This is a genomic window from Desulfobacula sp. (assembly GCF_030145145.1).
GTDB lineage: Bacteria > Desulfobacterota > Desulfobacteria > Desulfobacterales > Desulfobacteraceae > Desulfobacula.
This window is the reverse complement of sequence record NZ_JAQYWD010000031.1, coordinates 1-16,097: the sequence shown is the minus strand read 5'-3', so window position 1 is coordinate 16,097 and position 16,097 is coordinate 1. Positions and strand designations below refer to the sequence as shown.

Genomic DNA, 16,097 nt, shown 5'->3' with positions numbered 1-16,097 from the left:
AAAAATCTCATCGTCTTTAAAGTTCTCGTCGTCTTACGTAAAGTGAGAAAATAAACCCAGCGAAACAGACAAACAGCATATACAATAGAATTTCCACACGATGGGTCAATATATAATTTAATATGGCCATGAAAAAGGTGAACACCCAGGGCAACTCACGGTTCTCCTGGCCTGTAAAATTTTGCCGCAGGGTGTTTATCGGTTGGCTTGCCAAATCCGGGGGATGATCAATGTGTGCGGGTGCGCCTGCCACATAGGAAACGGATCTGGGTGATGGCTTGGTGTTGTTTTTTAAGTTTGAGTAGTTCTCAATAAAAACAATCTCATCTGATTGGGTATCGTCCCGGGTTAATCTGCGCAATCGATTGATATTAAATAATTTTTTATTTAATATCGCTTTTTCATCTTCAATCGCGTCACTTTCCCCCTTTTCCTGACGATGGCCGTGTCCATCATCTGTTTTTGCCGGTATCATAGTTTGATCCAGAAGTATCAACCGGGCTTTTTTTTGCAGTTTTTTATACTCTGCCATCAGGTTTTTTATTCTCAGATTGGCCAGCAACAATCGATCGATGGAATTTTCAGGAGATATGGAGTCCCTTGCTAATATTGTTAAAGGAATATGAACATCCACCTGATCAGCAGCAATAAACCCGTTCTGTTTTTTCACAAGAACGTCATTGTCTGTGGTATGAAAAAAATTATCATACAATTGAAAAACAGGATTCCCCTGAATTGGCCTGTCAATGATTCCGGGTTCAATTTGTATTTCATCCGACGGATCATTCATTAAAAAAAATGCCGGCGCATTATTGAAATTGATCAGCGTATAGATGAACAATAAATAAAATACCTTGTATTTCAAATTTATTCCTGAAAAATATATTTTTTTGTTTGAAAAAAGAGTAGCACATGATAAATGGATATACAAGTATTCCAATATTAATCCGGGGGATGAATGAGAGTTTTGCTGAAAATTACCTGTATTGTTTTTGTTACGATTTTTTTGACGGGATGTCAGTCTGATATTGAGAAAAAAGAGTCCTTTTTTCGTAAAGGTTCTGAATATTTTGAAAATAATGAATATAAAAAAGCCGAGATCGAACTTAAAAATGCCCTGCAAATAGATCCCAATTCTGTGGAAGTCTATCTGCTTTTAGCCAAAAACATGTTAAAGCTTGGAAATATCAAAGGGGCTTTCACGACCTATAATAAAATTATTCAACTGGATGAAAATAATATTGAGGCAAATTTAAAAATCGCTGAATTTTTACTTTTGGGTAAGAAAATAGAACCGGCCATGGAAAAAATTATTTTTGTGCTTGAAAAAGACCCAAAAAATATCGAAGCCTTGCTCGTTAAAGCCCAGATATTCATGCAGAAACAGTTTTATGATAAGGCAATGAAGGGGTATGAAACAATTCTTGACATTGATCCGGAAAATATCCCGTCCCTGCAAAACATGGCCAAACTCCATGCCATTGGAAAACGAATGGCCGAGGCTGAAACCCTCTTGTTAAAAACAATAGAAATTAAACCCAAAAGCTTACCGGTCCGGATGATTCTCATCGGGTTTTATATTCAACAACGCGACATAGAAAAAGTAGAATATCAATTGCAGCAAGCCATTAAAAGTACCCCTGAAAACCCGGATGCCCATATTTTACTGGGCAACTTTTATTTTAATCAAAGAAAAACAGCCCTGGCTGAAACGGCTTATCTGGATGCCATAAAAGCCGACCCATCACTCTTAAAGCCGGTACTCATTGCGGCTGCGTTTTATGAAAAAACAGGCAAGACTGACACGGCCCTGGAAATGTATCATAACGCCATGACGATGGAGCCGGATAACGTCGCCGTTCAGAATACCCTTGCCCGATTTCATTATAAACACAAAGATATACCTGCAACAGAAGAAATGATATCAGATATTTTATCAAAAAGGCCCAGGTATTACCCCACAAGACTGTTGAAAAGTGAAGTGCTGGTTTCTCAAAAAAAATTCACCGATGCCCTGCACCTGCTGGAGGAACTGGAAAAAGAAGAACCCAAAGCCCCTCGACCCTACTACTTTAAAGGCCTGTGTTTGATTGCCACAGGCAACTATGATCAAGCCAAATCATCGGTTGCAAAAGCGGTTGAGTTAAGCCCCAACTATTTTAAAGCCCGGATGTTATTGTCTGATATTTATCTGCATGAAAGATCCTATGACCTGGCCCATAAAGAAGCCACAACCGCCCTGGACTTAAACCCAAACAACTATCGGACCCGAATCATCCGGGCAAGTTCATCCATCGGCCTGGGCAACTGGGATGACGCTGAACGAGACTACTTAACCCTCATTGAAACCACCCCGGACAACCCCACCGCATATTATCAGATGGGGTTGCTGAAATCTGCCTTAAAAGACCATAAAGCTGCCATGGGGTATTTTAATACTGCCTATGCAAAAAACAATAAATTGCTCGATGTATTTGTACAAATTGTTAAAACCCATGTCATGAAAAAAGAATTTAAGACAGCCCACGACTTGTGTGAGCAACAAATTATCATCTATGCGGACCAGAAATCGCTCATGGCGGTTGTTCATAATATTGAAGCCGGCATATATCTTGCTGAAAGAAACCTTGAAAAGGCCAGGGTTTCCCTGGACAAGGCCATATCGCTAAATCCTGACTATCTGGCGCCCTATGAAACACAGGCCAAGCTGTTTCTGGCAGAGAAGAATACAGACAAAGCCATCCAGCAATACCAGACAATTGTTAATAAAAATCCAAACCTGCCCCTTCCCCATATGATGCTGGGAACCATTTATGACAGCACCAGGGAGTTTGAAAAAGCAGCTGATCATTATAAAAAGGCCCTTGACATTAATCCGACATTTGCTCCGGCTGCCAATAATCTGGCCTACCATCTGTTAACAAGAACAGACCAGATTGAGGAGGCATTGAGGCTGGCCAGGATTGCAAAGGAGAAGCTTCCCGAAGACCCGGGAGTGGCGGACACGCTTGGCATGGTGTATTACAAAAAAGGGCTGTATGGAAACGCGGCGAATCAATTTCTTGACAGTTTAAAGAAAATCCCTGATCACCCCACGGTTAATTATCATCTGGGGATGGCCTATGCTAAAAAAGAAGATAAAGAACTGGCGATACATGCATTAGAAAAAGCCCTTCAACTGAGCGATACATTTGAAGAGGCGAATTCTGCCAAACGATTATTGTCGGAACTTAAAAAATAAGTTCATAGTTTTTTTCCTGCACTTGACTTGTATTAGCGAAACAGTTTATATAACTTATACTTTGAATCGTATTCAATCTGTGAAAACTATTTTTTATTCATTATAAACATTTTTTATTGTCCATTGTTTCTTTAAACGCTTAATTTTTTATTTGCTAACTTTGGGGGGTGTGAATATGAATGATTTTTTAAAACCGTTTAGAAGCTCTCATGGAAAAAACCCATCTGATCCAACACCGAATCATGATGGCGGTTATTACCCACAAAACGACCGCAGGAACTATCAGGACAGGCGATCCAACACGTCTCAAAACCTTGAATCCCTGCTGATAAACTTAAAGGACCTATTACCGAAACTGGTGAACAATACGTCCGCCGTGACCGTTTCTTTAGAAAAAATGATTGCACAAAATGAGCTGCTGGTTGAAGCCAAAATTCGTGAAAACAATGCCATTTCATTTTTTTTTGACAATCTGAACAAACTTTTCAGTGAAGATTTTGTTTTCTCCTCCTCCGACTCAAAGCCAAAAGCCACTGCCAGCTACGCCTCAGGAACCCATTACACCAAAGACGATATTATCACCATCATCGGAACCATGAGAAAAGAAGGGGCAACCTTTGCCACCATAGCAGCGTATTTAAAAGAAAAAGGCATCCCCACTTTTTCCGGCAGAGGCGAATGGCATGCCCAGACAATTCACCGGCTCTGTAAATAAATTTATTGTTGCTTCAACCCTTTGCTGATGATCTTGAAGGCGGTTTTTAACGTCGGCTTAACAAAATCTTTCTGATCGTTTAGCAGCCGTTTGGAGTCGACCCATAAGACGATACCGGCATAGGATGCCCAGAGGATATCGGCAAGTGCCACAGGGTGTTCCTGGATAAAAACGCCCTGCTGGATACCGTCCCTTATCACATCCACCATGGCCCCGTGTGCCATGGCAGAATAGGTCTTGATCTGCTGCAACACTTCATCTGAAAGGTTTTGAAGGGTTTCCCCTGACTGAAGATGAAATAAATTAATGAGAATGCTTGAATCATATTCATATACGGCAATAAAGACTTCTCCAAATCGTTCTATCTTTTCTTCCAAAGAAATGTCCTGGTTGACCACCTTTTGAATTTCATCGGCAATGTGTTTCAGTATTTCAATGGAAAGAGAGGTATGCAGTTCTTCCTTGTTTTTAAAATACAAGTACAAGGTCCCCGGACTCAATTCAGCTTCTGACGCAATTTCTTCCATTGTGGCGGTATTGAATCCCTTGTGGGAAAAGACTTTTCGTGCTGCATTAACAATTTCTATTTTTCGCTGCTCTTTTTCTCTTTGTTTCCGTTCATATATACCCATAATTTCCTCATTATTTTTTGAATATGATTCATCAACCAATAATGAAAGGATAAATACAGGAAACCATCAAAAATCTCAAGATGAAAGATGAAAAAAATCCAATCAAATGTGTGAGTGGATATGCCAGATGTCCCGGGCATACTCTTTAATGGTTCTGTCGCTGGAAAAAAGTCCTGTTCTTGCTGTATTCATAAGGGACTTGATGGCCCAGCCGGCCTGCTTGAAATCATTGCCAATCCGTTTCTGGGTATCGACATAGGCCCCAAAGTCGGGAAAATGAAGATACTGGTCCCCCTGCTCAACAAGCGAGCGATACAGCGGATGAAACAATCCCGGATTGTTTTTACAAAACAGATCCGAGCGCAGGGCCTCCATTACCCGCTTTAAGCGCCCGTCTTTTTCAAGATATGTCTTCGGGTTATACTGGTGCCGGATCTGTTCGACTTCCCTGACCGTCAGGCCAAAGATATAGATATTTTCCTCCCCCACCTGTTCATCAATTTCAATATTGGCCCCATCAAGGGTGCCAATGGTGACGGCCCCATTCATGGCAAATTTCATATTCCCCGTTCCCGAGGCTTCCATGCCGGCGGTGGAAATCTGCTCGCTGACATCTGCAGCCGGGATTATTTTTTCAGCCAGGGACACCCGGTAATTGGGCAGGAAAATAATTTTCAGCCATTGATTGACATCCGGGTCCTTGTTCACCACCGCTGCAATGGCGTGAATCAATTTGATGATCAGTTTGGCCATATGGTAACCGGGCGCGGCTTTTCCTGCAAAAATAAACGTCCTTGGGTGTCCGATATCCACATGATCTTCCTTGATTAAAAAATAGGTGTGGATGATGTTTAAAATATTCAACAGCTGCCGTTTATATTCATGAATTCTTTTTGCCTGAATATCAAAAATTGAATCCGGATCCACTGTTTCATAGACAGTGGATTGAATGATGCGGGCAAGCCGCTGCTTGTTGTCTTTTTTGATTTGGACAAATCGATCCAGAAACACCCGATCCTCTGCAAAATCTTCCAGCTCCCTGATCCGTTCAAGATCTGAAATCCACCTGTTTCCAATGGCTTCAGTGATAAGGCGTGCCAATTTCGGGTTACACGCTGCAATCCATCGCCGGGGCGTCACCCCATTGGTTTTATTATTGAATTTTTCAGGATAAAGGGAGTAGAATTCCGGCACCAATTTGTTTTTGACCAGTTCAGAGTGAACCTTTGCCACCCCATTAACAGAATGACTGCCAATGATGGCAAGATTGGCCATCCTGACCTGTTTTTCTTTGCCTTCCTGGATAATGGACATCTTGGATATCATGGCCGCACTGGCATCACCAAATTTTTCTTTAACGGTTTCAATAAACCGTTTGTTGATTTCATAAATAATCTGCAAATGCCTTGGAACCACCCGTTCAACAATGGACAGGGGCCAGGTCTCAAGGGCCTCGGGCAACAGGGTATGGTTTGTATACCCCAGGGTCTGGGTGGTAATCTGCCAGGCCTTTTTCCATTCAAGTTGGTTTTCATCAATCAGGACCCGCATCAGCTCTGCAACCGTCAGGGCCGGGTGGGTATCATTGAGCTGAATGGCGACTTTTTCATGCAATTGATCAAAACCGGTATGGTTTTTTTGATAAATCCGGATGATATCTCTCACTGAACACGCCACCAGAAAATATTCCTGGACCAGTCTTAATTCTTTTCCAACGGCCTTTGAATCGGACGGATAGAGAATCTTGGAAATGGATTCTGATTTTATCTTGTCTTCAACCGCTTTAAAATAATCCCCTTCATTAAAAATCTGCATATCAAAATTTTCTGATGCCCAGGCAGAAAACAGCCTTAAGCGATTCACCGTACGCCCCCCATATCCGGTAATCAAAATATCATGGGCCCGGCCGATGAGCAGTTTCCAGCCCGTCCACATGGGATTATATTCCCCGTCCATGTCCTTGGAATCTTCAATTTTACCGTAGATGGGAACCATGCATTTATTACCGGATCGTCGGATCAACCAGGGAGAGGACTGATTGGGCCAGTAATCGGGTTTTTCTTTCTGATACCCATTGACAATCACCTGTTGAAAAAGGCCATAGTCGTAGTTAATGCCGTATCCGAATCCGGGCATGTCCAAACTGGCCAAGGAATCAAGGAAACAGGCGGCAAGTCTTCCAAGGCCCCCGTTTCCCAATGCGGGATGCTGTTCTTCGGCCACGAGTTCTTCCAGATCATATCCCAGTTTTTTTAAAAACACCGCACATTTGTCATAAATCCCCAGGTTCAGCAGGTTATTGGACAACAGTCTGCCGATCAAAAATTCCATGGACAGATAATAGAGTCGTTTGGCATCCTTCTCCTGGTACCGCTGATTCGTTTCAAAGCGGATATCCATCAAATACTTGCCCACGGCAATGGATACCGCATTCATCAAATCAAACTTTGACACCTCGTCGATTTTTTTTCCCAGTCCATATTTAATGTGATGATAAATGGACGCCTCAAACCCTGTAAAATCAAAATATGACATGATGGTTCCCCCTATCCATTGCTGTATCCGTAAGCATAAGTGGTGTGCTGAATGTTTGTGTAACCGCTGCGAAAGATGTATTGATTCAATCCATAGTTTCAATCCTCTCTATTGATTCGTGGGTTATATCATTTTTTTATCAAATTCAAAACTTTTAATGGTCTTAAACCGCAACGAAACGGTTAAAAAAATGGCCAATTCCGAAAGTTGAGTGAGATAACATGCCGGCCAAAGTGTCAATAACGCAAGCCTGACCCTGTTTTCAGCTGCCGTTGTGTGTCATAATGAGAATTGCTGGATCTTAAACCCGTTTTCGTGTTAATATACGGGTCATCATTAAATACACAACGGAGATACACCATATGCGAAAAACAAGTTATTGGGCGGATGGATATGTCCAGAAACTCACCAGTGCCAAACAGGCATTAAAACACATACTGCCCGGCCAGCGGGTGTTTATCGGATCTTCATGCGGAGAGCCCCAGCACCTGGTCAATGAACTGTCCGAGGCGTGTGCCCGGTTTACCGACCTTGAAATTGTCCGGTTATTGTGCATTGAAAGCGGGCCGTTGACACTCATTGCCAACCGGTCCCATTCCCGGCAGTTTAATATCCGGTCTTTTTATCTGGGATCCGCCTCTTCCCAGAAAATCCATCGGAACAAGAGATTTATAACCCCCATCAACCTGTCCCAGATTCCCCATTTGTTCAAATCAAGAATGATGCCCTTGAATGCCGCATTGATCCAGGCGTCGCCCCCGGATGATTTCGGGTGGATGAGCCTGGGGGTGTCCGTGGATATCACCCTTGCTGCCTGTGAATCTGCAGATATTGTGATCTGTCAGACCAATCCGAATATGCCCAGGGTCTTGGGCAACAGCTTTATCCATGTCAATGATGTGGATTATATTGTGGAACACGAGGAAGACCTGTTGACCATTCAGCCGCTTCCGGAATCTGAAACCGCCAATACCATTGCCAGACATATTTCCCACCTGATCGAAGACGGGTCCACCCTTCAAACCAGCCTGGGGGTCACCAATGAAGCCACCATGCTGTGTTTATCGGAAAAAAACGATATTGGTGTTCATTCCCAATATTTATCCGACGGGCTGATGAAACTGTTTGCCATGGGGGTGATTACCAACAAGCGAAAAGGATTTAATGACGGGAAACTGGTGGCCGGCAGCGCAGTGGGGTCCAACCTTCTCTATGAATTCATTGATGACAACCCTTCCATTGAATTTCACCCGTCAGATTATATTAATAACCCGGCCGTCATTGCCCGACACAATGCCATGGTGACCTTGAACACGGCCATGGCCATTGATCTGACAGGCCAGGTGGCTGCAGATGCCCTGCCCTTTAACAATTATACAGGTATTAACGGACTCTTGGACTTTACCCGGGGGGCGGCCATGTCAAAGGGAGGAAAATCCATCCTGATCATGACCGCCACATCGGATAATGGCAAAAAAAGCCGGATCATTCCCGCACTATCCGATATTGCCGTGGTGGTGCCCCGGGGGGATGTTCAATACGTGGCCACAGAGTACGGGGTGGTGAACCTGTTCGGCAAAACCCTCCAGGAAAGGGCCATGGCCCTGATCAGTATCGCCCACCCGGATTTCAGGGATGAGCTCTTTTCAAAAGCCAAAGAACTGGATTTGATTGATATCGGCAGAAAATTCAAGCAGGCCATCAAAGGGGTCTACCCCTTGAAATATGAAAAAACCGTCACCATCAAGGGGATTCCCATCATGTTCAGACCGGCCAAACCCATTGATGAACGGTGCATCCAGGAACACTATTATACCATGAACCGGGGGGATATTGTCTCACGGTTTTTCCATGAAAAAAAGAGTTTTGTCCGGGATCAGATTGAGACCACCTTTGAAATTGATTATATCAATGACCTGACCATTGTGGCCACCATTGGCGACCTGGGGTTTGAAAAAATAATTGCCGTGGGGGAATACTTTAAAAACTCCATCATTAATATGGCGGAGATTGCGTTTTCCGTCTCCGCTGAATACCAGGGCATGGGCATCGCACAGATCCTTCAGGAAATCCTGGCAAAGGCCGCCATGGACAATGGCATCAAAGGACTTGTGGCCTATACCTCCCCGGAAAACAAGGGCATGAAACGCTTATTTCAAAAACTGCCCTATAAAATCAAAGCAGAAAAAGACGAAGATATGATTATCCTGAACTGCCTGTTCTCAGACCCCATTGACACCGGGTCAACAGAGCAGACAGAGTAAGTGCATTACCGTACCGGCCCGTTTCCCGGGCCGGTACAATGACAATGGGTTTATTTTTTTAACAGCAGGGCAACCGATTCAATATGGTAGGTATGGGGAAACATATCCACGGGTTGGATTTCCTTGATGTCATAGTCCCGGGACACCAGTTCCAGATCCCGGGCAAGGGTTGACGGATTGCACGAGACATACACGATCCGTTCCGGGCCCATGGCCAGCACCTGCTGTACCACGTCCTTGTGCATGCCCACCCGGGGCGGATCAATGATCAACACATCGGGTTGCTGGTTTAGCCGTGGCAGCACATCCTTGATATCTCCTTCAAGGAATTCACAGTTTTCAATCCCATTGAGCCGGGCATTGAGCCGGGCATCCCTCACGGCACTGGTCACAATCTCGATGCCATAGATCATTCGGGCCTGGCCGGACAGCCAGATGGGGATGGTTCCGGTTCCGGAATACAGGTCCATCACCATTTCCCTGCCCGTCAATGCCGCATATTCCGATACTTTGGCATACAATTTTTCACAGGCCCTGGTGTTGGTCTGGAAAAAGGAATTGGCGGATATTTTAAACGCAAATTTGCCCAGCTGTTCGTTGATATGGTCGTCCCCCCAGAGACAGATCTCCTGTTTGCCCAGGGAAACGCCGGACTTGGCATCGGTGATATTGTTCATCACCGAGGCGATCTGGGGATATTTTTCCGTGAGCACGGCGGCAAGCTGCTGAACCACCTCCATGTGTTGAGACTGGGTCACGACATTGACCATCCAGGTATCATGGGCCACGGAATGGCGGAGCATTAAAAACCGCCAGAACCCCTCATGGGTTCGCAAATGATAGGCCGGCAGACCGGAGGCCTTGATAAATGCCCGGACATCCGCCAAAATCTCATTGCCCAGTTCCGGCATGAGGTCACAGTGGTGAATATCAATGACCTGGTCAAAGGTCCCGGGCACATGGAGTCCAATGCCGAAATCCTTTTTAACGTCTTCATTTTCCAGCTCCTCCGGCATGAGCCATCTTTTTGAGGAACAGGAAAACTCCATTTTATTCCGGTATTCATAAATATGATCCGACGGGATCACATCGTTCACCCGTATGTCTTTTAACCCGCCAATATGGTCCAGGGATTCGGTGACATGGCGTTTTTTATACTCAAGCTGGCGATCATATCCGATCTGCTGCCATTTGCATCCCCCGCAAAAATTGCAGTATTGACACCTGCCCTCGTTTCTCAAGGGGGATGCTTTGATCAGTTTTATCAATTTTCCTTCGGCCCAAGATTTTTTCTTTTTTATGATTTTGGCCAATACCACATCGCCCGGGATACACCGGTCGATAAACACTGAAAATCCATCAGGCTTTGCCAGTCCCTTGCCCCCAAAGGCAAGGTCAATGATTTCCAGTTCATACGCTTTTCGTTTCTTTATGGTCATAGGGGTGTTGTCTTTTTTAATAATGTTAAAGTTTATCCGTTGTCAGCAATTCTCATTTTGGCATAATGGGGTCAGGCTTGTGTTATTGTGCTTTTTATACAAATCACTTCTTAAAAAGACTAAAAGTGCAATAACGCAAGCCTGACCCCACCCAGATATTTAGAATTGCTGATCCTTTGTTTCAAAACTTGATATTATAATGATTAAATGACATAAAGACAAGGTATGGAAAAAACAGCCCATGATATTGAATTTTTGTCCCAGGGATTTTTACTCAAAGGGGTCCTGCACCTGCCAAAGATCAAACACCCGCCCCTGGTGGTGGGCTCCCATGGCCTGGAAGGCTCAAAAGACTCTGCCAAGCAGCTGGTTCTGGCCAACCTGCTGGTGAAAAACAAGATTGCGTTTTTCCGGTTTGATCACCGGGGGTGCGGGGACAGCCAGGGAACATTTATCACCGACACCTCCCTTGAAAAAAGAACCATTGATTTTATTGCTGCTGTCCAGCATATCCTGGATCTGGGAGTAACCCGCCAAGACCTGGCTGTTTTCGGTTCCAGCATGGGCGGATCCACCTGTATCAATGCCTGGGAAACCCTTTTAAAAATGGATGTCCGTGTTTGCGGGGCCGTACTCTGCTCGGCACCGGTAAAAAGCCGTACCATTGAAAACATTCCCACCGATGCCACTGACAGCCGGCCCGGCCTGCCCCTGAGTTTTTTTAAAAAAAACCTTCTCTTTAATATCCTGGACAAGGCCCAGCACCTGTCCAATGTGCTTATTTTCCATGGAGATGCCGATAACATCGTACCGGTTTCCAATGCCCGGGATATTTACCACCGGGCAAAAGAGCCCAAACGATTGATCATCCACACGAACGGGGATCACCAGATGACGTCCACAACCGATCAACGCCAATTTGAACAAGAGGCCATGGCCTGGTTTTTACACTGTTTTAACCAGGGAAACCAGGTGCCGCCGCAATAGCTCCAAAGCCGTCATGGCAAACATTTTTTTATGCTTTTCCCGGTCTTCAAAGGAAAACCGATAGGTTTTGGCCATGGCCGTTTGAGCCCCGGCCAATCCGATGCACACCGTACCCACGGGTTTGTCGTCGGTGCCGCCCCCCGGTCCGGCAATCCCGGTGGTGGAAATGGCAACATCGGCCCCGGCGACCTGTCTGGCCCCCCGGGCCATTTCAAGGGCGGTCTGTTCATGAACGGCACCGAAATCCACGAGGGTCTGGTGGTTTACCTTTAAAACAGCCATTTTGGCATCATTGGAATAGGTGACCCCTGAAAACAAAAAATAATCAGAACTGCCCGCCACATCGGTCACCATGTTGGCAATGAGCCCCCCGGTGCAAGACTCTGCAATGGCCAGGGTTTTCTTCTGACGGGTCAGCAAATGCCCCACCTCCTGGGCCAGGGTCCATCCCCGGTCAGACACCACACGATCTCCCAGCTGGTCCATGGCCCATTGCTTTGCCCGGGCCATATCAGATTCAGCCTGTTGCCTGTCCTGGCGCAAATGGGGCAACATGATTTTAACTTCAACCACGGGAAAATCCGCCCTAAAGCCCAGGCCCAGGCCGGGGAATTTCGTTTCAAAACCGGTTAACAGGGACCCCACCCGGGATTCTCCCAGGCCGAACACGGTGAGCCGTTCCATCAACAGGTCATCATTGAGATTGAATTCAGCAGCCAAAACCGATTTCACCTCCCTGTCCATCATGATTCGCATTTCCGACGGCACCCCGGGCATAAACACGAACAGGCAGTCCTGGACGCGCATATAAAATCCCGGGGCCGTGCCATTATGATTGATCAGCATGGTGGCGGTTGACGGTAGCAGGGCCTGTCGTTCATTGTCCCGGGTGAGTTCAAACCCGCGTTTCTTAAAATAAGACTGCATGGAAGCCAGGGCTGCCGGGTTCATCTCAAGCCGGTCCCCGGCTGCCTGGCTGCAGGCCAGGGCCGTCATATCATCCCGGGTGGGCCCCAGGCCCCCGGTCACCAGGCAGAGGTCTGCCTGCACGGCTATCTGCTTGATGGTTGCGGCAAGCATATCTATCTCATCCCCCACAGCCGATATTTTTTGAACGCGGATGCCCAATTCTTTGAGTGCACCGCACAAAAAAGCGGCATTGGTATCCACAATATCACCCAAAAGGACTTCATCACCCGTGGAAAGAATGTGTGCGATCATGATGTAATGGTCTCCTTAAGCTTAAAAAATGCGGCATGGTTGGATGAAAAAAACGCCGGATTTTTTCGAACAGCCGATCCCACCCGCATCTGTTTTTTAACGGTTTTATCGATGAAATGTTTGACCCGCCGTCTGTCCCACCCCAACGGATGGGTAAAATTCAAATACAGGGACAGATCCCCATGATAAAACTCCTGGGTCTCCAGGTTCTCGGCATCTGCACTGAATTTGGGAAGGTTGAACACGGACAGGTTTAAATAATCAATGTAATCCTGGTGGGCCTTGACATAGTCAAGGGTTCTGAAGGCAGCGGCTTCATCTTCATACCCGGTGCCAAACAGCAGGTAGACAAAGGTTAAGATCCCGGCCTGATGTAGGTTCTTTAATATGGTGGACACGAAATTTAAATCCGTACCCTTGTTCATCTGGTCCAGCACGGACTGGTCCCCGGATTCAAGCCCCAGCTTGAGCATGTCACACCCCGATTGTTTGAGGCCATGACAAAACGCCGGGTCCAAGAACTCCCGTTCAAAACGGACAAATCCATACCATTTAAATCCGAATTGATGGGTGGATAAAGCCTTTAAAAACGCCGGCGTAACCGCATTATCAATGAGGTGGACAAAGTCCGGTGCATATTGTTCATCAATGGCGGTTAAATCCGCCACCACCTTGGATGCCCGCTGGGAACTATAGGCCCGGGTTTCTGCCTTTTCCGGGCAGAAATTGCATTTGCTCCAATAGCAGCCAATGGATGCCCGGAAGGGCAGGATCTTCCCCGGGGCCAGGTACAGGTCTGGTTTGACAAAATCATAATCCGGCACGTAATGCCGTTTTGAAATGTTTTTTCGACCCAAAAGCTCCAGCAGGGGCTGCTCCCCCTCACCCGGGATGCTCAAATCAATCAGATCTTTAAAGGGATCATTATAATCGGGCCGGCTCATCCAGGAAGAAACGAGGCCGCCCCCCAGGACAAGCCGTTTATCCGTAAAATTGTCCCTGATCCATCCGGCCAGGGCAAAACTCACCAGGGCCTGATTCAGGTAACAAAGGGAAATCCCGATAAAGGGGGACGCTGAAGCCAGGACCTTTTGCCGCAAACCGGCTTCAAAAAACGGGTAAAAGGGATTTTCTCGATAGTGTAACGCACTTTTCAGCAAATCTGTGCTGTTGACGGAAGACAGCCGGGCATCTGAATAATCGCTCAAGCTGATCTTGAACCGCTTCGTATCCACACTCATGGACAACAGCTTGTTCAAGTCATACACCCGCTGGTGATACCGGTCCATATTCGTATACAGGTCTGGATTTTTCAGGTCCGACAGGATCTGTTCCCGGTTCTTCAATGCCCGTTTGGACCAGGAATCCGTGGGAATGATATCCGACTGGATCAGGTATAAGAGCCCTTCAACATTGGCATCCACCACTTCACAGGCAAGTCCCTGCTCCTTTAGGGCAGCGGACAACAGTGCCACCCCGGCCGGCGGCTCACAGGGTTTGGCAACAGGAGGAAAAATCAACAACATGGGCAAACATCCAGCGTTCAATCAAAGATTAAATTTTAGCTTTTACCATATTTAAACGAATTCCTCACCTGATAATTTTTCATGGGAAAAGAATGTCTGGGATTGATTTAAATTTCGTTCATTTCGAAATTTGATTTTGTCAATAATTCGGTCTGGTATCCGCGGAATTGTGTCCCCGAATTGGCGGAATTTGTATAAGAATCCTGATACTGCAAATAGATGACTGGTCAAAGGATCTATTCTTTTTGGCACCATGAAGCAGATTAAGAAGATAATGAGATAACGCAATGAGGTTTTAAAACTTCTTGGAAGTTATTTTACAAAAGTGAAGAAATTTCTATTTTTTTCCTTGACTAAACTATCATAAATGTCCCCGGAATTGGAAATTGAAAATAAAAAAGGCAGGATCGTTTTTGACCCTGCCTTTAAAAGGCATGCAACAATAATGTATGGCTATTTTTTTCTTCTGCCGACCCCTGCAAGGCCTAACAAACCAAAACCCAAAAGGAGCATAGTAGTTGGTTCTGGAACAGCTGCGCCAGGGCCAGGACCTTTAGAAGTTGTAATTGCCTCTAAAGAGATCAGATCAAACTCAACTGGCCCTAATGTATCCGACGTATTCAAATTATCAAGCCTAATTCCTAAAGTTTGATTAAGTGTTCCCGAGGTTGATGACCAAGTGAAAGACACTTCTGTAAATTTACCTTCAACCATGGTTGCTGAGCTACTTGCTGCAGTAGTCGAGGCAAGCACATTTGTACCATTACCTAGAAGCTCAATTGAAAAATTAGGCGTAATTGTGTCTCTTCTCCAGCCAACGTATGCACTTAGTGTATATGAAGTATCTGCCGCAACAGTGTCGGTTAGAATCTGGGTAATAGACGGAGCCCATGTAAATGCGACTTGATCTCCATCAGGTATGGAATCGTATTTCCCAGTCACACCCGGCTGATAGGTTCCAACTCTAGTTCCTACTGCGGAGGACCAATCATCTAAATATGTAACCCAGATATTTGGTAGGACACCTACATAGCTATCAAGATTGCTTATATCTGGACTCTCGAAGCTATGATTTGCGACTGAGATTGTTGACGCACTCGCCATACATATCGAGCTAAGCATTAACAATCCTGTTAAAAAACCAACAACAAATTTATTTCTCATTTATTTCTCCTCTTTATAGTTTGACTAAAGCAACCAAGTTATCTTCCCATAAGACCCTTTGGTTTTAACTTTATCAAAATTTAAAAATTTAGTTAATATAAACAAAGCAAAAACCATACCTAAAAAAAAAACCATGAAGAGTCTTAACTATTAACATTTACGATAATTTTATATATTTTTTTCCTTATATAAAAAATGTAATAATATAGGTAAAAATTTTCCTAAGGATTTTCTTTACATTTCTTAGTAAGGCACAAAGCCATTAATAAACCGACCATTTTAAAAAAAAAGTTCTAAAAGCAGAATCAGCTATAGACAGCGCAACTCGCAACATATATGATCATCATGAAAAATACTAATGAAAGGATTTTTT

11 protein-coding genes are annotated in these 16,097 nt (G+C 45.1%); 4 read left to right on the top strand and 7 right to left on the bottom strand.

All coding sequences use genetic code 11. From position 1 onward, the window contains the following. Positions 1–16: 16 nt before the first annotated feature. On the bottom strand, positions 17–865 hold the full coding sequence (locus Q1Q15_RS17260; RefSeq protein WP_300462702.1) for a hypothetical protein: 849 nt from the start codon (positions 863–865) through the stop codon (positions 17–19). A gap of 93 nt (positions 866–958) precedes the next feature. Between Q1Q15_RS17260 and Q1Q15_RS17255 the strand changes: the two genes are divergently transcribed. Together Q1Q15_RS17255 and Q1Q15_RS17250 are read left to right on the top strand one after the other, a co-directional pair. Continuing rightward, positions 959–3,241 carry a tetratricopeptide repeat protein gene (locus tag Q1Q15_RS17255; protein ID WP_300462699.1) on the top strand — a complete coding sequence of 761 codons (2,283 nt, stop codon included), beginning with the start codon at positions 959–961 and terminating at the stop codon, positions 3,239–3,241. A 175-nt stretch (positions 3,242–3,416) separates the two neighbouring features. Further along, the gene (locus tag Q1Q15_RS17250; RefSeq protein ID WP_300462697.1) at positions 3,417–3,956 is read left to right on the top strand and encodes a hypothetical protein; all 540 of its coding nucleotides are present in this window, start codon (positions 3,417–3,419) and stop codon (positions 3,954–3,956) included. A gap of 2 nt (positions 3,957–3,958) precedes the next feature. Here the strand turns inward: Q1Q15_RS17250 and Q1Q15_RS17245 are convergent, their stop codons facing one another. Both Q1Q15_RS17245 and Q1Q15_RS17240 read right to left on the bottom strand, forming a co-directional pair. Next, the gene (locus tag Q1Q15_RS17245; protein ID WP_300462694.1) at positions 3,959–4,588 is read right to left on the bottom strand and encodes a TetR/AcrR family transcriptional regulator; all 630 of its coding nucleotides are present in this window, start codon (positions 4,586–4,588) and stop codon (positions 3,959–3,961) included. Positions 4,589–4,690: 102 nt separating this feature from the next. After that, positions 4,691–7,123: a glycogen/starch/alpha-glucan phosphorylase gene (locus tag Q1Q15_RS17240; RefSeq protein WP_300462691.1), complete on the bottom strand. Its 2,433-nt coding sequence runs from the start codon at positions 7,121–7,123 to the stop codon at positions 4,691–4,693. A gap of 362 nt (positions 7,124–7,485) precedes the next feature. Here Q1Q15_RS17240 and Q1Q15_RS17235 point away from each other — a divergent pair, with 362 nt between their 5' ends. Then, positions 7,486–9,387 (top strand): GNAT family N-acetyltransferase, encoded by a 1,902-nt coding sequence (locus Q1Q15_RS17235; protein ID WP_300462688.1) that lies wholly within the window; start codon positions 7,486–7,488, stop codon positions 9,385–9,387. A gap of 50 nt (positions 9,388–9,437) precedes the next feature. Here Q1Q15_RS17235 and rlmD read toward each other — a convergent pair whose 3' ends face one another. Then, on the bottom strand, positions 9,438–10,826 hold the full coding sequence (gene rlmD, locus Q1Q15_RS17230; protein WP_300462685.1) for a 23S rRNA (uracil(1939)-C(5))-methyltransferase RlmD: 1,389 nt from the start codon (positions 10,824–10,826) through the stop codon (positions 9,438–9,440). A 225-nt stretch (positions 10,827–11,051) separates the two neighbouring features. Here rlmD and Q1Q15_RS17225 point away from each other — a divergent pair, with 225 nt between their 5' ends. Next, positions 11,052–11,813 carry an alpha/beta hydrolase gene (locus Q1Q15_RS17225; protein WP_300462682.1) on the top strand — a complete coding sequence of 254 codons (762 nt, stop codon included), beginning with the start codon at positions 11,052–11,054 and terminating at the stop codon, positions 11,811–11,813. Here the strand turns inward: Q1Q15_RS17225 and Q1Q15_RS17220 are convergent. The 3 genes from Q1Q15_RS17220 to Q1Q15_RS17210 all read right to left on the bottom strand — a co-directional run bounded on the left by Q1Q15_RS17220 (position 11,772) and on the right by Q1Q15_RS17210 (position 15,724). After that, positions 11,772–13,034 carry a CinA family nicotinamide mononucleotide deamidase-related protein gene (locus Q1Q15_RS17220; RefSeq protein ID WP_300462679.1) on the bottom strand — a complete coding sequence of 421 codons (1,263 nt, stop codon included), beginning with the start codon at positions 13,032–13,034 and terminating at the stop codon, positions 11,772–11,774. The genes Q1Q15_RS17225 and Q1Q15_RS17220 overlap by 42 nt on opposite strands. Continuing rightward, entirely contained in the window at positions 13,031–14,560 is a 1,530-nt protein-coding gene (locus tag Q1Q15_RS17215; protein ID WP_300462677.1) for a radical SAM protein, read from the bottom strand. The genes Q1Q15_RS17220 and Q1Q15_RS17215 overlap by 4 nt, the downstream gene beginning before the upstream one ends. A 453-nt stretch (positions 14,561–15,013) precedes the next feature. After that, complete coding sequence (locus Q1Q15_RS17210; RefSeq protein WP_300462674.1) at positions 15,014–15,724, bottom strand: PEP-CTERM sorting domain-containing protein; 711 nt, start codon at positions 15,722–15,724, stop codon at positions 15,014–15,016. Positions 15,725–16,097: the final 373 nt, after the last annotated feature.